12 protein-coding genes and 1 pseudogene are annotated in these 17,555 nt (G+C 68.1%); 7 read left to right on the top strand and 6 right to left on the bottom strand.

The genetic code is table 11. The features are described 5' to 3' along the window. Positions 1–255: 255 nt before the first annotated feature. The 3 genes from tilS to A7X97_RS01950 are packed head-to-tail and all read left to right on the top strand — an operon-like array spanning position 256 to position 2,707. Complete coding sequence (gene tilS / locus A7X97_RS01960; protein ID WP_172412115.1) at positions 256–1,542, top strand: tRNA lysidine(34) synthetase TilS; 1,287 nt, start codon at positions 256–258, stop codon at positions 1,540–1,542. Positions 1,543–1,578: 36 nt separating this feature from the next. After that, positions 1,579–1,839, top strand: a complete 261-nt coding sequence (locus tag A7X97_RS01955) for an exodeoxyribonuclease VII small subunit (RefSeq protein WP_072168524.1) — start codon at positions 1,579–1,581, stop codon at positions 1,837–1,839. Beyond that, positions 1,829–2,707, top strand: coding sequence for a polyprenyl synthetase family protein (locus A7X97_RS01950; RefSeq protein ID WP_072168525.1), 879 nt, complete (start codon positions 1,829–1,831; stop codon positions 2,705–2,707). Before A7X97_RS01955 ends, A7X97_RS01950 begins: the two co-directional genes overlap by 11 nt. A 75-nt stretch (positions 2,708–2,782) precedes the next feature. On the opposite strand, the gene A7X97_RS01945 is transcribed toward A7X97_RS01950, so the two are convergent. Both A7X97_RS01945 and pmbA read right to left on the bottom strand, forming a co-directional pair. Continuing rightward, positions 2,783–3,154, bottom strand: coding sequence for a DUF4870 domain-containing protein (locus A7X97_RS01945; RefSeq protein ID WP_005418071.1), 372 nt, complete (start codon positions 3,152–3,154; stop codon positions 2,783–2,785). A gap of 87 nt (positions 3,155–3,241) precedes the next feature. Then, a complete protein-coding gene (pmbA, locus tag A7X97_RS01940; RefSeq protein ID WP_088496582.1) occupies positions 3,242–4,609 on the bottom strand; it encodes a metalloprotease PmbA in 1,368 nt (455 codons plus the stop codon). A gap of 68 nt (positions 4,610–4,677) precedes the next feature. On the opposite strand from pmbA, the gene yjgA reads away from it, so the two are divergent. Then, on the top strand, positions 4,678–5,265 hold the full coding sequence (gene yjgA, locus A7X97_RS01935) for a ribosome biogenesis factor YjgA (protein ID WP_088496583.1): 588 nt from the start codon (positions 4,678–4,680) through the stop codon (positions 5,263–5,265). A gap of 41 nt (positions 5,266–5,306) precedes the next feature. Here yjgA and tldD read toward each other — a convergent pair whose 3' ends face one another. From tldD to A7X97_RS01915, 4 genes are read right to left on the bottom strand one after another with little or no spacing between them, the layout of a single operon-like run. Further along, positions 5,307–6,752 carry a metalloprotease TldD gene (gene tldD, locus A7X97_RS01930; protein WP_072168528.1) on the bottom strand — a complete coding sequence of 482 codons (1,446 nt, stop codon included), beginning with the start codon at positions 6,750–6,752 and terminating at the stop codon, positions 5,307–5,309. Positions 6,753–6,810: 58 nt separating this feature from the next. Beyond that, complete coding sequence (locus A7X97_RS01925; protein ID WP_088496584.1) at positions 6,811–10,668, bottom strand: YhdP family protein; 3,858 nt, start codon at positions 10,666–10,668, stop codon at positions 6,811–6,813. Positions 10,669–10,698: 30 nt separating this feature from the next. Next, complete coding sequence (gene rng / locus A7X97_RS01920; RefSeq protein WP_005418079.1) at positions 10,699–12,186, bottom strand: ribonuclease G; 1,488 nt, start codon at positions 12,184–12,186, stop codon at positions 10,699–10,701. Next, complete coding sequence (locus tag A7X97_RS01915; RefSeq protein ID WP_065179231.1) at positions 12,179–12,787, bottom strand: Maf family nucleotide pyrophosphatase; 609 nt, start codon at positions 12,785–12,787, stop codon at positions 12,179–12,181. The genes rng and A7X97_RS01915 overlap by 8 nt, the downstream gene beginning before the upstream one ends. A 130-nt stretch (positions 12,788–12,917) precedes the next feature. Here A7X97_RS01915 and A7X97_RS01910 point away from each other — a divergent pair, with 130 nt between their 5' ends. The 3 genes and pseudogenes from A7X97_RS01910 (at position 12,918) to A7X97_RS01900 (ending at position 17,490) form a co-directional block, all read left to right on the top strand. Further along, a complete protein-coding gene (locus tag A7X97_RS01910) occupies positions 12,918–13,655 on the top strand; it encodes an SIMPL domain-containing protein (RefSeq protein WP_005418081.1) in 738 nt (245 codons plus the stop codon). Positions 13,656–13,870: 215 nt separating this feature from the next. Next, positions 13,871–14,505 (top strand): annotated as a pseudogene (locus A7X97_RS01905) (energy transducer TonB). Positions 14,506–14,700: 195 nt separating this feature from the next. Next, the gene (locus A7X97_RS01900; protein WP_061479655.1) at positions 14,701–17,490 is read left to right on the top strand and encodes a TonB-dependent receptor; all 2,790 of its coding nucleotides are present in this window, start codon (positions 14,701–14,703) and stop codon (positions 17,488–17,490) included. The last annotated feature ends 65 nt before the right edge of the window (positions 17,491–17,555 follow it).

Genomic DNA, 17,555 nt, shown 5'->3' with positions numbered 1-17,555 from the left:
GATCTGACCCCATCAACATGTCCAACAGACCGCAGGAAACTGTCGAAGGCGGGGTGGGTCCGGTTGCGGGGGGCGCTGCAAGTACGTCCATGTAAGCTCGGTCGCCGCATCCATGCGGCCTCACCCCCCCCGCAACCGGACCCACCGCGCCGACGCGCAGGAAACCAGCTTCTGCTGTTGCTTCGGCTCCTGCCGTGGCCGTGGCCTCTGCGGGTGCAGGGCGCAGCCCTGCCGAGCAACCCTATACTTGCCGGCGTGACTGCCTTCCCTGCCCTCGTTCCGCTGGATGCGCCACTGCTGGTGGGCTACAGCGGTGGTGTCGACTCGACCGTGCTGCTGCACTGGCTGTGGCGCTGCGCACAGGCCTCCGGCACGGCGCTGCGTGCGGTGCACGTACACCATGGCCTGCAGGCCGATGCGGACGGCTGGGTGCTGCATTGCCAGCAGCAATGCGCGGCACTGGGCATTGAACTGGCCGTGCATCACGTGCAGATCGACAATCGCGCGGGCCTCGGCCTTGAAGGCGCGGCGCGGCAGGCGCGACGCGCCGCCTTCGCGGCCGAACTGCGCGACGGCGAAACGCTGGCACTGGCGCAGCACCAGGACGATCAGGCCGAGACCTTCCTGCTGCGTGCCCTGCGCGGTTCCGGTATTGACGGCCTGGCGGCGATGTCCGCACACAGCCACATTGGCGGGCATCCGTTATGGCGCCCCCTGCTGCCGGCAACGCGCAACGCGCTGCTCGACTACGCGCGCCAGCACGCGCTGCGCTGGATCGAAGACCCCAGCAATGGCCACGACCACGCCGATCGCAACTTCCTGCGCCTGCAGGTGCTGCCGTTGCTGCGCCAGCGCTGGCCGCATGCGGCTGCGGCATTGGCGGGCAGCGCAATGCACTGCGGGCAGACCCGTGCTCTGCTGGACGAGGAAGACGCCGAGCTGATCGCCCACCTGGAAGTGGCACCACGCGTGCTTTCGCTGCAACTGCTGCGCCAGGTGTCACCGGGGCGTGCCGCGCGCGTGCTGCGCGCCTGGGTGATCGGCCACGGTGCCGCCCCACTGCCGGCCACGGTACTGCAGCAGGGTCTGCACGAACTGCTGCCGGCCGGCAACGATCGCCACGCGCGGGTGCGCTGGCACGAGCATGCCATCCAGCAATGGCGCGATCACGCCTATCTGCTGCCCGCACAGCTGCCATCGCTGCCCCGCGGGTGGCAGGCCGAATGGGATGGGCGTGCCCCCCTGCCGCTGCCCGATGGTGGTCAACTGCGCCTGCGGGGCGCCGCGGCCTTCGAACGCCCGCTTCAGGTCCGTGCGCGCGTGGGCGGCGAGCGCATCGTGCTGCCCGGTCGCCCGCATTCGCATGCTCTGAAGGACTGCCTGCAACGCGAGCACCTGGCCCCCTGGCGGCGCGCCCAGCTGCCGCTGATCTTCGATGGGCCACAGTTGCTCGCTGCCGCCGACGTGGTCATTGCGGCCCCTCTGCAAGCCTGGTTGCAGGCCCAGGATGCTCAGCTGCAGTGGCGTCCCGGCGGCTGGTGAATTGACCCCCGCGCGCAGCCCGTCCACACTTGCCGCATGGCCAAGAAGTCCCCCGAAAACGTCTCCCCGGTCGCCCAGTTCGAGCAGTCGCTCGAATCGCTGGAACAGCTGGTGGAGCAGATGGAAACCGGCGAGCTGAGCTTGGAAGCCTCGCTCAGTGCTTACGAACGCGGCGTCGGTCTGTACCGCCAGTGCCAGCAGGCGCTGGAACAGGCCGAACTGCGCGTGCGCCTGCTCAGCGATCCGGCGCAGCCGGAAACATCCGAGCCTTTCGATCCGCCCAGCCATGACGGCTGAGGTTCTGTTCGCGCGCTGGCGCGACCGTATCGAAAGCCAGCTCGACGCCGCCCTGCCCTCGCCCGCCGAAGCACCGCAGCGCCTGCACCAGGCCATGCGCTATTCGGTGCTGGGCGGTGGCAAACGCATGCGACCGCTGCTTGTGTACGCCAGTGGCCATCTGTTTGGCGCGCAGCCTGAACACCTTGACGCAGCGGCGATGGCCGTCGAGCTCATCCACGCCTATTCGCTGGTGCACGACGACCTGCCGGCGATGGACGATGACGCGCTGCGACGCGGCAAGCCGACCACCCACATCGCCTTCGACGAAGCCACTGCGATCCTGGCCGGTGACGCCCTGCAGACCCGCGCCTTCGGTCTGCTGGCCGATGCGCCGCTGCCGGCCACGCTGCGCGTGGCCTGCCTGCAGACCCTGGCCCACGCCTCCGGCGCTTCCGGCATGTGCGGTGGCCAGGCGCTGGACATCGACGCCACCGGCCAGCAGCAGACGCTGGCGGCACTGACCCGCATGCATGCGCTGAAGACCGGCGCGCTGATCCGCGCGGCAGTGCGCCTGGGCGCGCTGTGCGGCCAGGCCCACGAACCACAGCTGGCCCAGCTGGACGGCTTCGCCGACGCGCTCGGCCTGGCCTTCCAGGTCCGCGATGACATCCTCGATGTCGAAGCCAGTTCCGAACAGCTGGGCAAGACCGCCGGCAAGGACCAGGCGCAGGACAAGAGCACCTTCCCCGCGCTGCTCGGCATGGACGGTGCGAAGGCGCAGCTGCGCGAACTGGCCGCACGCATGCAGGCCACGCTGGCCGACTATGGCGAAGAAGCCGATGCGCTGCGCGCGCTGGCAACACTGGCGGTGGAACGCGATCACTGATCGCTGGCGTGACGTTGGCGCCAAACAGGAACGCCCGGCAATGCCGGGCGTTCCTGTTTGCGCACGCAGACGGTATTACTTGACCAGGCGCAGCGCGAACGGGTAGCGGTAGGCTTCGCCGTTGTTGGCCTTCACAGCGGCGATGATGCAGAACACCAGGTTCAGGATGCCGACGATCGGCGCCAGGATGCCGCCGATGATCACGATGGTCAGCACGATGCAGATCAGCATCGCAATGGTGATGGTGATCTGGAAGTTCAGCGCTTCCTTGGCCTGGTCTGTCACGAAGGACTTGCTGGCGTCATCCTTGTTGATCAGCCAGATGATCAGCGGGCCGATGAACCAGGTGAAGATGCCCAGCAGGTGCGCGGCCAGCGCCATCGTGCGCTGGTCGGCCGGGGCATTGGTGGTTGCCGGCGGCGGCGGGACGTTATCGAATTCACTCACGACAAAACTCCTTTTCATTGGGTGGTCTTGACCCACCAGCACCAAGCTGGATGCGTCAGGCGGGCATAGCTTACGCCATCGATGCCATCAATCATTACCGGCAATGGTCATCCGCCCCAGCAGGATCGAGCCGGTCCGGATGTGCGAGCGCGGGTCGACGTCGCTGCCGACCGCCTCGATGCTGCTGAACATCTCGCGCAGGTTGCCGGCGATGGTGATGCCGTCCACCGGGTACTGGATCTCGCCGTTCTCGACACGGAAGCCGCCGGCGCCGCGCGAATAGTCGCCGGTCACCCCGTTCACACCCTGCCCCATCAGCTCGGTCACCAGCAGGCCGTCACCCATCTGCCGGGCGATCTCTTCGAGCGAGCCGGCATTGGCCGCCAGCTGCAGGTTGTGCACGCCGCCAGCATTGGCGGTGGTCTGCAGGCCCAGCTTGCGCGCCGAATAGCTGCCCAGCACATAGCGCTGCAGCACGCCGTCACGGACCAGCGCCGAAGCACGGGTGGCCACGCCGTCGCCGTCGAAGGCGGCTGAGCGCAGGCCGCGGCGCAGGTGCGGCAGTTCGTCAATCTGCATCCACTCCGGGAACAGGCGCTGGCCGACGCTGTCCAGCAGGAAACTGGCCTGGCGGTACAAGGCGCCGCCGGACACTGCCGACAGCAGGTGGCCAACCAGGCTGCGCGCTACTTCCGGGGCGAACAGCACCGGCATGCTGCCAGTGGCCAACGAACGCGGCTGCAGGCGGGCGATGGTGCGCTCGGCGGCGCGACGGCCGACCAGGCCCACGTCTTCCAGGTCCCCCTGCGCCAGCGCGCTGGTGTACCAGCCATCGCGCTGCATGCCGTCGCCCCGCCCGGCGATCAGCGCGCAACCGATCGAATGGTGGGTGCCGCGCTCACGGCCGAAGAAGCCATGCGAATTGGCGTACACCGACAGGCTCTGCATGCTCGACACGGAAGCGCCATCGGAATTGCGGATCTGCGCATCGGCCTCGCGGCCAGCGGCCTCGCAGGCCAGCGCCAGGTCCACCGCCTCATCGGCCTGCAGCGCCCACGGGTGCCAGCCATCCAGGTCCGGGAAGTCGGTGGCCATCAGTGCGGCCTCGGCCAGGCCGGCGGCCGGGTCATCCTCGGTATGCCGTGCGATCGCGCAGGCCTGCTCGACCGTAGCGGCCAGGCTGGCCTCGTTCAGGTCGCCAGTGCTGGCACTGCCCTTGCGCTGCCCGAAATAGACGGTCACGGCGATGCCACGGTCACGGGTGGACTGCACGGTCTCGACCTCGCCGAGGCGGACATTGACCTCCAGGCCGCGGTCCTCGCTGCAGCTGACCTCGGCCTGGCTGGCGCCCAGCGCGCGGGCGCGGTCGAGCAGCTGCTGGGAGAGGTCGGCCAGCCGTTCCAGCCGGGCCAGGCTGTCGTCGCCGACGGCCACTTCAGGGGCGATCACGTTCAATGCTTTATCCTGTACGGGTTGGGCCCGGCATCACGCCGGGCGACTTTTTTTGAAATCAGGTAGGGACGATGCGCGGACGCGACGAAGAAACCGGTGAATTCCACGACAAGAGCCGCAGCCAGAACCGGCGCGATGCACTCGACGTGCTGGCCCTGGGTGAGAAGCTGGTGTCGCTGACCCCGGCCCAGCTGGCGCGCCTGCCGATTCCGGAAGACCTGCTGCCGCACATCGCCGAGTGCAAGCGCATCACCGCCCACATCGCCCACAAGCGCCAACTGGCGTTCCTGGCCAAGCACATGCGCCGCGAAGAAGAGGCCACGCTGGATGCGATCCGCGATGCGCTCGACGCCAACAGCGAAACCGGCCGCCGCGAAGTGGCGATGATGCACCGTGTGGAAGACTGGCGCGACCGCCTGCTGGCCGAGGGAGACAAGGCGCTGGCCGCTCTGCTCGATGACTATCCGCAGGCCGACCGCCAGCAGCTGCGCACGCTGGTACGCAACGCGCAGGCCGAGAAGGCCAGGAACAAGCCGCCGCGCGCTTACCGCGAGATCTTCCAGGTGCTGCGCGGCCTGATGCTGCCAGCCGCGCTGGGCCTGAAGGCCGGCGCCGAAGACGCCGACCACATCGGGACCGGCGAGGCCGACGAGGACTGAGTCCCCGTCGGCCCGGGCGGTTGCTGTGGCCATCGCCACGCTCAGGCCTGGGTACCGCCGACGGTGATGCCCTCGATCAACAGCGAGGGCTGGCCGACACCCACGGGCACACTCTGCCCGTCCTTGCCGCAGATGCCCACGCCCTCGTCCAGGGCCAGGTCATTGCCGACCATGCGCACCTTCTGCATGGTTTCCGGGCCGTTGCCGATCAGGGTCGCGCCCTTCACCGGCGTGGTGATGCGGCCGTCCTCGATCAGGTAGGCCTCGGTGGCCGAGAACACGTACTTGCCATTGGTGATGTCGACCTGGCCACCGCCGAAGTTGACCGCGTACAGGCCCTTCTTCACCGAACGGATCATCTCCTGCGGGTCGTGCTCGCCGGCGCGCATGTAGGTGTTGGTCATGCGTGGCATGGTCAGGTGCGCGAACGATTCACGGCGCCCGTTGCCGGTCGGGGCCATGCCCATCAGCCGCGCATTGAGGCTGTCCTGCATGTAGCCGACCAGGATGCCGTCCTCGATCAGCGGGGTGCACTGGCTGGGGTGGCCTTCGTCGTCGATGTTCAACGAACCGCGGCGGCCGTCGAGGGTGCCGTCGTCGACGATGGTCACCCCCGGTGCCGCCACACGCTCGCCGATGCGGCCGGCGTAGACGCTGGTGCCCTTGCGGTTGAAGTCGCCTTCCAGGCCGTGGCCGACCGCTTCGTGCAGCAGCACGCCCGGCCAACCCGGGCCGAGCACCACCGGCATCATGCCGGCCGGCGCCGGCACCGCTTCCAGGTTCACCAGCGCCTGGCGCAGCGCTTCCTGGGCGAGGGCTTCGGGGCGGCCGCTGGCAAACAGGTCTTCGTAGCCATAGCGGCCACCGCCCCCGGCATAGCCGGACTCGCGACGGCCGTTGTGCTCGACGATCACCTGCACATTCAGGCGTACCAGCGGACGCACATCGGCCGCCAGCACACCGTCGCTGCGGGCGATCAGCACCGTATCGACGCCGCCGGACAGGCTCACCATCACCTGCTTCACGCGCGGGTCGGCGGCACGCAGGTAACCATCCAGGCGCTTGAGCACCTCGACCTTGGCTTCGTTGCCGATACCATCGATCGGGTCCAGCGCCGGGTACAGTGCACGCGCATTGCCGCGCAGCAGCGATCGCCCGGACTGCGCACCGCCCTCACGCGAGATCGCGCGCGCCGACTGCGCCGCCGCCAGCAGCGCGTCGGCATGGATGTCATCGGAGTACGCAAATCCGGTCTTCTCGCCGGAAATCGCACGTACGCCCACGCCCTGCTCGATGGAATGGGCACCGTCCTTGACGATGCCGTCTTCCACGCTCCAGCTCTCGCGGCGGGCGTGCTGGAAATAAAGGTCACCGAAGTCGACACCGGGGCCGAGCAACTGGCCGAAGGTGCGCTCCAGGCCAGCGGTATCCAGGCCGCCGGGGCGCAGCAGGCGGTCTTGGGCAAGCGTCAGGGCGATATCAGTCATGGTCTCGATCTGGGGGTGCGGGGGCGCTCAGGCAAGCCCCGTGAACAGGGAACCGCGCTCAGCGCGAGCGCGGCAGGTCGGTGACGGTCGGCGGAATGGCCGGTGCAGACGCCGGCTCGGGCGGTGATGGGGTCTTGTCGCGGCTGCGCTCGATCACTTCCACCTTAGGTTCCTTCCATGGACCGGTCACCTTGTAGGTTCGGGCGCCAATCTCGCCCAGCGGCTTGGACAATACCGCATTGGTGGCCGCGCCCAGCGCGGCCCCCACCGGGCCGCCGGCCACCGCACCGACCACGGTCAGCAGGTTGCCCGCGCGCGGGTTGACGTCGATGGTCTGGTCGAACCGCTGGTTGCGCAGGTCGGCCTGGCCACGGATGGTGATGTTGGCCGCCGGGCCTTCGATCAGCACCTTGTCGGTGCGCGCCATGCCCTGGCCGAACTGCATGCTGCCGTCGATCTGGTTGAACGCGAAGCCCTTGGAGAAGAAGTCGCGGAAGTCGAACATCAGGCGCCGCGGCAGCTGCGCGACGCTGAGCAGGCCCAGCACGCGGCCGGCGCCTGGCTCCAGCTCCAGCAGCTGGCCATTGCGCGCGTGCAGGTCGAGGCTGCCCTGCAGATTGCCCAGCTGGAAGTCCGACGGGCCTCCGCTCCACGAGGCCTGCAACTGCGCCTGGCCGGAACCGCCGCGCAACTGGCCACCGTAATCAAGATTCTGCATCAACCCACCCAGATCCTCACTGCGCACCTGTGCGGTCAACTCGGTACGGGCACCGCCGGTCCGGCCCAGCCAGCGACCGCTGATGTCGATCTCCTGGTCCGGCGCACGGAAACGCAGCTCATCCACGTTCAGGCCGTTGGCCAGCGGCCGCGTGCGCAGCACCGCCTGGCCCAGCACCACCTTGCCGAACTTCAGGTCGGCAATGTCCAGCGCGAACGGCGGCAGCTTGGCCGGGTCCATGTCGTTGGCACCGGCCTGTACCCGCGCCGGTGCAGCCGGCGCACCCGGTGCCGCCGGCAGTGACTGCCAGTGCACGCGGTCAAGCTGGCCACTGATCGTGCCACCGTCCGCATTGGGGACGGTCAGGCGTCCGGCCAGCGACGGGCCGTCCAGGCGCACATCCAGTGCCTGTGGACCCGGGTGCAGCTGCAGCCGGGTCTGCTCGAACACGCCGCCGATCAGCTTCAACTGGCCGACCTGGACGTCCACCGCTCGCAGCGGCATCGCATCGTCGTCACCGCCGCCCCGCGCCAGGCCGATCCACTCCAGCGCATCCAGGGTCGCGCTGCGGCCATTGACCGTCAGCCCGCTCGGCGGCGGCTCACGATCAACATGATCACTGCCCAACGTGACCTGCACGCCGGTCTGGTTGTTGTGGCTGCGTGCGGCCAGGGCCAGGCGCTGGCCGAAGGCCACATCGATGCGGCCGGCGCCCATCGGCAACTGCGCGGCCACCGTGGTCGCCAGCGCTTCGGCGGCCGGCTTGTCCAGCGGTGCCGGCAGGTCCAGCCGCGTGCCGACCAGATCCGAACTCAACCGCAGTTCACTCGGCGGCGCGGGCGCCCCCGGGGCCACCTTGGGCAGGTTGACCGCGATGGTCCACGCTGAAGTGCCGGTGATGTAGGGCTTGAGCCAGGCCATTTCCGGTGCGCGGTCGATCAGTACGCCCGCATCAAGATGCGCCGTCAGCTTCGATTCGAAGGCCTGCGTGCTGTCGTGCACGTAGCCGCCAGCGCGCAGGCTCAGGCGGCCATCCTGGCCGAGGTGGCGCACCGCCAGTTCGTCGGCGCCGAAGCCGCCATTGCTGTAGCGCGCCTGCCCTCGCATGTTGTCGAAGGCCAGCTGGAAGCGCTTGTCGACCAGCTTCACGCCGGTCAAGTCGACCGTCCCCTGCAGATGACCACCGCCTTCATCGTGGTGCAGCGGCTGCAGCAGATCGAAAGTCACATGTGCCGGACCACTGGCGACCAGGTTGTCCAGGGTATCGCCATAGTCCTTGTGCAACGGGCTCTGGCGCAGCATCGCCAGCAGCTTGCCGGCCTCGCTCGGCGCGTCGGCGCGCACGTACAGCGGCTGGTGGCCGAAGTCCGGAATGCCGGCTTCGAATTTCTGCACCGCCACGCCCGCCAGGTCGCCACGTCCACGCATCTCGAAGCCGGGGCCGATGAAGGCGATATCGGCATCGACCTGGCGCATCAGCGGCCAATCGTGCTGGAAGCGGATGTCGCCATTGCTGATGTGGCCGGTGGCCTCGAAGCGGCCATCGTTGTTGTCGAACGGCCAGTCGTCCAGGTCACCGGTGACCAGGCCGACACCACCACGCACCTGGCCGCCGGCCAGTGCCATGTCCAGCCAGTCGGTGGCGCCCTTGCTCATCTTGGAGTGGATCCAGAAGCGCTTGGCTGCCGTCATCGGCACGTCGTCCAGCTTGGCGGCCAGCTGCAGCCACGGCCGCGTGCCGTCGCCCTGGAACCAGACGCCGCCGCGCACGTCGGCCGCGTAGTCGGTGCCCTCCACGCGCATCGCCGGCGTTCCGATCCGCCAACCGCCGCCCTCGTCGCGCCACCCCACGATCTGTCCGGCCAGATGCAGGTCATGCCGCACGCCAAAGCCGGTCGGCCAATCGAACTGCAGCTGCCGTTGCGGCTGCAGCTGCAGGCTGAAGCCATCGGCATCGCCTTCGAAACGCCCCCCGAGGCCGCGCAGGCCCGGAGAATTGCCGACGCTGGCAAAGCCCAGTGACTGCAGTTCGCCCTGTGCCCGCAACGGGCCATCACGCTCGCCGGCCAACTGCAATCGGCGCATCTCCAACTGCGGCCTGGACAGGAACAGCCAGCGCCGCAGACCCGGTTCAAGGAGATTGCTCAGGGCCAGCCCTCGCAGCGCGGTGCCGGCCTGCACCGCACCGGCGTTCACCCGCAGCTGCTTGCCGATCTGCAGCTGCAGGCCATCGAGCTGCTGTGCGCCATCTTCGGTCTTCAGGCGCAGGCGCGGCACCTGCAACGCCCAGCCATCGGCCTGGCGCTGCCAGCGCAGGCGGGCCTGCAGCCGCTGCAGCTGCAGCTGCGGCGCTGCCACGCCGGGCAGCGGTGCACCGTCGACGCGCACGTCCCGCAGGTCCGAATCGGTGGTCAGCGCGACCGGCGCGAAATCACGCAGGGTCAGCCACAGGTTCAGCTCGCCCTTGCCCTCGCGGAGGCGCACGCCGCCGGCCGCCAGCAAGGGCGACCAGGCATGGAAATCGACCGGGTCGGCGCCGAGCCAGGCCTGGCCGTTGCCGCGCGCACGGTCCACGTCCAGTACCGCCGTCAGCGGCAGCGCTTGCGCATCGGCCCAGGCGCGTACACCCACGCGCAGGCGATCACCATTGACCCGCATGCGCAGGTCGATGCGCGGCAGCGTGGTGTCGATGCCGATCCCCGGCGCGTGCACGCCCAGGCGGCCGCCGATCACCTGCAGCTCGCCGAGCCGGCGCAACGCATCCAGCGGATCCCCCCCGTTGTCGGATTGCGGCAGCCCGCGCACCGACCAGCGTCCGTCGTCGCCCTGCTGCAGGTCCAGGGCCAGGCCACGCAGGCGCAGTTCGGTCAACGAGCGCCCGGGCAGCAGCCCGCTGTACATCGATACCAGCACCTCGGCCTCACCGATCGCCAGGCCCTGCCCGGCACCGATGCGCAGGCCCTTCAGCTGCAGCAGCGGGCCACGACGGGTCCAGGTCGTCTGCAGCTGGTCAAAACGCACCGGCTGGCCAGCCCGCTCGCTCAGCCAGGCGGCGATCCTGTCGGGATGACGCTCGGCCAGCGGTAGCAGTTGGCTGAAGGTGCCCACCAGCAGTGCAAGCCCGACCAGGCCCACCGCACAGGCGGCAATGAAATGACGGCGGATCCTTCGCAGTCGCAGGCGCGGCGGCGCGCTCATCGGCCACCGCCGGCCCGCAGCCGGCGAGGATCAGAGCAGAACAACATCGAATTGCTCCTGCAGGTACTGCTCGTCCGCCTGGAAGCGGATGCTCTTGCCGAGAAATTCCTCCAGCTCAGCCACCGCCGAGGACTCCTCGTCGGTGATGCGCGCGACCACCTTGGTCGACGCGATGACCAGCAGCCGCGCGGCATCGAACTGGCGCACGGCGCGGGTAATCTCGCGGAAGATCTCGTAGGTCACCGTCTCGGTGGTCTTGATGCTGCCGCGGCCGCTGCACTGCGGGCAGGTTTCCGACAGCTGGCGCTCCAGGCTTTCGACCGTGCGCTTGCGGGTCATTTCCACAAGGCCCAGCGGCGAGAAGTCGTACACCGTGGTCTTGGCATGGTCGCGGGCCAGCGCCTTTTCCAGCGTGCGCAGCACCTGGCGGCGATGCTCTGCATCATCCATATCGATGAAGTCGATGATGATGATGCCGCCCAGGTTGCGCAGCCGCAGCTGACGCGCCACTGCCTGCGCCGCTTCCAGGTTGGTGCGGAACACCGTCTCTTCCAGGTTGCGCTGGCCGAGGAACGAACCGGTATTGACGTCGATGGTGGTCATCGCCTCGGTCTGGTCGATCACCAGGTAGCCACCGGATTTCAACGGCACCTGCTTGTCCAGCGCGCGGCCGATCTCGTCTTCCACGCCGAACATGTCGAAGATCGGGCGGTCGCCGGAATACAGCTCCAGCTTTTCGGCCAGCACCGGCATGTACTTGGCGACGAAGGCCTGCAACTGGCCGAACGTCTCCTTCGAGTCCACCTTCACCTTGTCCACGTCCTTGCGGATCAGGTCGCGCACGGACCGCAGCGGCAGGCTCAGGTCTTCATAGATGATGCTGCACGACGGCGCCTCGCGGCCGCGGCGCTCGACCACGTTCCACACGCGCGACAGGTAGGCGATGTCCTCGGCGATGGCCTCGGCCGGCTGCCCTTCGGCGTTGGTCCGCACGATGTAGCCGTAGCCACCGTGCTGCGCCGACAGTTCGGTCACCAGCGCCTTCAGGCGGGCGCGCTCGGTTTCGTCTTCGATGCGCGCCGACACGCCCACCACCTTGGACTGCGGCAGCAGCACCATGTAGCGCGAGGGAATGCTGATCTGCGTGGTCAGGCGCGCGCCCTTGGTGCCGATCGGGTCCTTCACCACCTGCACCACGATGTCCTGGCCGTCACGCAGCAGCTCGACGATCGGCACGCTGGCCGGCGGCGGCAGGGTGGTATTCTCGGTGTCGGCGCTGGCCACCGGCGCCGGCCGCACCACGTCGTTGGCGTGCAGGAACGCCGCGCGCTCCAGGCCGACTTCGACGAAGGCGGCCTGCATGCCGGGCATGACCCGCTGCACCTTGCCCTTGTAGATGTTGCCGACCACGCCACGGCGCCAACCGCGCTCGATGTGAAGTTCCTGCAGCATGCCGTTTTCGATCACCGCGACACGGGTCTCGCGCGGGGTCACATTGACCAGGATTTCCTCAGACATCGGCAGCCTCCCTGGCGGCATCGGCAGTGGGGACCGGCACGCCACAGCGCGCCAGCAGACGATCGGTATGCAGCAGCGGCAGCCCCATCACGCCGGAGTAGCTGCCGGAAAGGTGTTCGATCCAGCGTTCGGCCCCACCCTGGATGGCGTAGGCGCCGGCCTTGTCCAGCGGCTCGCCGGTGGCGACATAGGCGGCGATGTCGGCGGCGTCGATCGGGGCGAAGGTCACCTCGGAAATGACCAGCTCGCTGTCCAGGCCGCCCGCGCCGACCACCACCACGGCGGTCATCACCTGGTGGGTGCGCCCGGCCAGCCGCGCCAGCATCGCCCGCGCGTCAGCGGCATCGACCGGCTTGCCGAAGACCTCGCCGTCCAGGACCACCTCGGTATCCGAACCAAGCACCCGCGCCTGCGGGTCGTCGGCCAGCACCCGGGCCAGCCCGGCGCGCGCCTTGTCGGCGGCGACCCGGCATACATACTGTTCGGCGCTTTCAGTGGCCGCGCGCTGCTCGACGACCTCCAGGTCAAGGGCCTGGAAGGGGCGTCCGAGTCGGGCCAGCAGCTGGTTGCGTCGGGGGGAGCGGGAAGCAAGATAGAGCATCGGCACAGCATAACCTGACGCCGCCACCTGAATCGTCGGCAACCCGTTACGGAACGCGTACAACCCCGAACAGGCTCACAGCGCGTTCATCGCTACGACACCACCCTCACCGGCACAACAAGGAGATCCCATGCGCCTGACCGCCACCCCGCTGCTGCTTGCCCTGTCCCTCGCCCTTGGAACCTCGATGACTGCTCATGCCGCTCCGTCGTCGCCGTCGATCGCCGCCGCGGCCGAAGGCACCCTGCTGAACATCTCGGCCAACGCCGAGGCCACCCGCGTGCCGGACGTCGCCACCCTGTCGGCCGGTGTGGTCACCCAGGCTGCCGACGGCAACAGCGCCATGCGCCAGAACGCCCAGCAGATGGACAAGGTGCTGGCCGCGATCAAGGCCGCCGGCATCGCCGAGCGCGACGTGCAGACCAGCGGCGTCAGCCTCAACCCGCAGTACCGCTATGCCGACAATGAGGCACCGAAGATCACCGGCTACCAGGCCAGCAACACGGTCAGCCTGAAGGTCCGCGACATCGCCAAGCTCGGCAAGGTGCTCGACGCGCTGGCCGCGCAGGGGGCCAACCAGATCAACGGTCCGCAGTTTGAGATCGACCAGCCCGAACCGGTCTATGACGAAGCCCGCCTGGCCGCCCTGAAGAAGGCCCAGGCCCGCGCCCAGACCTATGCCAGATCGCTGGGCCTGCAGGTGCGCCGCATCGTCAGCATCTCTGAAAACAGCAACGGCGGTTTCCGCCCGATGCCGATGATGCGCACCATGGCCGCCGGCGCGGCGATGGACAAGGCTACCCCGGTCGCACCGGGTGAATCGACCGTCTCGGTCAACCTGGACGTGGTGTTCGAACTGGGCCGCTGATCGCGCCCGGCAGGGCCGACGCAGGCGGGTCCCGCAGGGGCCCGCCTTTTTCGTGTATTCCGGCGGCGTTGGCTGAAGGCCAGCCCAACGCGCATGCCCCTGCCTCTAGGCAGTGGCCGCCATGCCGCGCTACTGATGGACTGCCAGCCGCGTGCGGCAACCCCGCCACGGACCCTGGTGTGTTGAGGACTTCGTCACTGGCATGGAGGTGGATCATGGTTCGTACCTATCCCGTTGCATCCCCGCACTTCGACCCCGCCCGCGTAGCGGCCTGGAGTGCAGCGATCGCCCTGCACCTGCTGGCCTTCCTGTTGCTGCTCATCCCTGCGACCTACCAGGCCGTGCAGGCCCCGCGTGAAAAGACGCCGGTCCGGCTGATCGAGAAGATCCCGCCACCGCCGACGCCGCCGGCTCCAGTCCCGCCAAAAGAGATCGTCCAGGTGGTACCGAAGCCGCGGACGCAGCCGGTGGTACCGCCACTGCCCGCACCCACCGCGACCGTGGAAGAGACCCAGGGCATCGCATTGCCGGCCGCCGAACCGGCTCCGCCGCAGCTGGCGCCCAGCATCGACACTTCCACCCCGTTGGCCGGCGCCCAGCTGCAGTACCGCAGTGCTCCGCCGCCGACCTATCCGATCCAGTCCCTGCGCAACCACGAACAGGGCACGGTGCTGTTGCGGGTGGAAGTGGACACCCGTGGCCAGCCGGTCGCGGTCAGCGTCGAGCGCAGCAGCGGCTCGCGCAACCTGGACCAGGCCGCCCGCACTGGCGCTTCGAGCCTGCCCAGCGTGACGGCGTGGCGGTTCCGGCCATCGGCATGGTGCCGGTGCAGTTCTCGCTGCCGGACTGAGCGTCCCACCGGCCCGGCCCCGCGCCGGGCCGGCCCCTGCCACTGCCCGACAAATGCGGACATGCCCGAGCCAAGCGTTACTGATTAAGCAAAAATTCACGTCTTCGTCACCTGCTGGAAACCTAGATTGGCGCGTCCCGGTATCGATCCGGCGACAGCCCTCAACGCTACGGTTTTCCAGTTAGGAGAGAAGCTGTGAAACACCCGATCCAACGGCCCGCCAGCCGCCGCCGCACCACCCTGGCATCGTCCATCACCCATATCCTTGCTGGCAGCACCCTGCTGCTGGTCGGCGCCGTGGCTTCTTCCTCAGCCTTTGCACAGGAGCAGGCCACCAACCTCGACCGCATCACGGTCACCGGCTCCAACATCCCGCGCACCAACACCGAGACACCGTCGCCGGTGCAGGTGGTGACCCGCCAGGAAATCGACCGCACCGGCAAGACCACGGTCGCCGAGTACCTGCAGACCCTGACCGCCGACGGCGCAGGCTCCATTCCCAAGACCTTCGGCAACGGCTTCGCCGGTGGCGGCGCCGGCATCTCGCTGCGCGGCCTGGGCGCCGGCTCGACGCTGGTGCTGTTGAACGGCCGCCGCATGGCCACCTACGGCCTGGCCGATGACGGCCAGAAGGTCTTCACCGACCTCAGCACCATCCCGCTCGATGCCGTCGAGCGCGTGGAAGTGCTCAAGGACGGCGCCTCGGCGATCTATGGCTCCGACGCCATCGCCGGCGTCGTCAACATCATCCTGCGCAGCGACTTCCAAGGCGCCATCCTGCGCGGTTCCTACGGCATTTCCGGTGACGGCGATGGCGACGCGAAGAAGGCGACCCTCACTGCCGGCACCGGCGACCTGTCCAGCGATGGCTGGAATGCGTTCTTCAGCCTGGACGTCGGCAAGACCGACGCGATCAAGATCAGCGACCGCAAGAACCGCAAGTGGATCGGCACCGGCGATATCCGGCGCTGGGGTTACGACGCTGCAGACGCGCAGTTCCTGGGCGGTGCCTACCTGTCGGGCGGTACCGCCGGCGGCGTGGGTCCCAATGGCTCGGTGTTCGATGCCACCGGCCATCTGGTTGCCCTGCCGGGCTGCGCCGGGCTGACCACGATTCCCGGGCAGAGTGACGCGACCGCGCAGGCCCAGGGTTGCCTGTGGGATCCGGCGCAGCAGTACCGCGACCTGAGCCCGGAAGAGAAGTACGTGAACGTGTTCGGCCGCGCCAGCTTCGCGTTTGGTGAAGGCGGCGAGGTCTATACCGAGATCGGTTACTCGAAGAAGGAAACGATCTTCAGCAATACGCCATCCGGCGTATCCGGCGGCTGGGGCTACCCTGGCGGCCCGGTCAACGCCAACAGCGGTGCCGGTGCGACCCAGCTGTATGCAGGTCATCCGGACAACCCGCTGCCCACCGCGGCCCGCCTGCGTTACAGCGCGTGGGACGTGGGCCCGCGCGTGACCGACAATACCAATGAGTTCAACCGCTTCCTGGTGGGTGTCAAGGGCAACTGGGGCGACTGGAGCTACGACACCGCCTACCTGCATTCCGGCACCGACCTGGTCAACAAGCGCACGGGTTTCCTGCGTTATGACGCAGTACGCTGCGTGCTGGGCAATCCGGCCTGCCCCTATGGCACCTGGCGCATCGGCGACAATGCCTCGCAGACGCCGCAGTCGGTCTACGATGCCATCAGCCCGACCATCAGCGCGCGTGCCAAGTCGAGCCTGGACATGTTCGACTTCACCATCTCGCGCAGCCTGATGGATCTCAAGGGCGGTCCGCTGGGCCTGGCCTTCGGTACGGAGTGGCGCAAGACGAGCAACAGCCTGACGCCGCAGACCTTCACCGATATCGGCCAGATCATCGGCCTGGGCTACTCGGCCTACGACGGCACGCAGAATGTGTATGCCGGCTACGCCGAACTGTCCGCACCGGTGCTGGAGCAGTTGGAGCTGAGCGCTGCGGTCCGCTACGACAAGTACGAAAGCGGCGAAGGCAAGGCCACGCCGAAGCTGGGCGTGAAGTGGACCCCGGCCGACTGGATCGCACTGCGCGCCAGCTACGCTGAAGGCTTCCGTGCGCCGAACCCGGCCGAGAACGGTGACGGTGGCCTGGCCGCTTTCTCCAACGCCCGCGATCCGGTGCGTTGCGCCATCGACCCGGCCAACGAATGCACCGCGCGCTCGGTGGCGATCATCACGCGGCCGAACAAGGACCTGAAGCCGGAAGAGTCCAAGAGCTACTCGGTGGGCATCGTGCTGCAGCCAACCTCGACCACCTCGCTGACTGTGGATGCGTGGGAAATCAAGCGCACCAACGAAATCGCGCAGGGCAGCACGGCCGACGCCATCGCCGCGGGCAACGTTCTCCGCGATGCCAACAACATCGGCGGAGTCGCCAACAGCGGCACCATCCTGGCCGTCAATACCGCCTACGTGAATGCCAACTCCTCGCGCGTCCGCGGTATCGACACCGACATCCGCCAGACCTTCGACATCGGCCCGGGCCAGCTGGAAATGGACCTGCAGTGGAGCCACGTGCTCAAGTTCGAGCGCACCGAGGGTGATACCACCGTCGACTATGTGGGCACCCACGGCAACTGCGACGTGACCAACTGCATCGGCACGCCGAAGGACCGCATCAACTTCGGCACCACCTGGAAGCAGGGCCCGTGGAGCATCAGCGGCGTGGCCAACTACATCAGCAAGCTGGAGAACAAGGACCGCCGCGGCGGTGACTACCTGGCCTTCTATGAAGACGGCGAGCCGGTAGAGAAGATCTCCTCGTTCACCACCTTCGATCTGTCCGGCCGCTGGAACATCACCGAAGCCTTCGAGCTGAACGCTTCGGTGCAGAACGTGTTCGACCGCATCGCGCCGCTCGACCCGAGCACTTACGGTGCAGTCAATTACAACCCGCTGCACTTCAGTGGTGCGATTGGCCGCTACTTCACTGTCGGCGCCAAGTACACGTTCAAATAATCCCGCTGCTGTGTTTGCTTCGAAGGCCCGGGCTGTTGCCCGGGCCTTCGTCGTTTCCTGGCTGT

It is taken from the genome of Stenotrophomonas sepilia, assembly GCF_003244875.1.
Lineage (GTDB): Bacteria > Pseudomonadota > Gammaproteobacteria > Xanthomonadales > Xanthomonadaceae > Stenotrophomonas > Stenotrophomonas sepilia.
Note: the sequence above shows the minus strand (reverse complement) of the source record. Positions and strands in the feature narration are given on the sequence as shown.

Coding starts and splice junctions, on each gene's coding strand:
- A7X97_RS01955 (WP_072168524.1), top strand. CDS start 1,579: ATGGCCAAGAAGTCCCCCGAAAACGTCTCCCCGGTCGCCCAGTTCGAG.
- A7X97_RS01950 (WP_072168525.1), top strand. CDS start 1,829: ATGACGGCTGAGGTTCTGTTCGCGCGCTGGCGCGACCGTATCGAAAGC.
- yjgA (WP_088496583.1), top strand. CDS start 4,678: ATGCGCGGACGCGACGAAGAAACCGGTGAATTCCACGACAAGAGCCGC.
- tldD (WP_072168528.1), bottom strand. CDS start 6,752: ATGACTGATATCGCCCTGACGCTTGCCCAAGACCGCCTGCTGCGCCCC.
- A7X97_RS01925 (WP_088496584.1), bottom strand. CDS start 10,668: ATGAGCGCGCCGCCGCGCCTGCGACTGCGAAGGATCCGCCGTCATTTC.
- rng (WP_005418079.1), bottom strand. CDS start 12,186: ATGTCTGAGGAAATCCTGGTCAATGTGACCCCGCGCGAGACCCGTGTC.
- A7X97_RS01915 (WP_065179231.1), bottom strand. CDS start 12,787: ATGCTCTATCTTGCTTCCCGCTCCCCCCGACGCAACCAGCTGCTGGCC.
- A7X97_RS01910 (WP_005418081.1), top strand. CDS start 12,918: ATGCGCCTGACCGCCACCCCGCTGCTGCTTGCCCTGTCCCTCGCCCTT.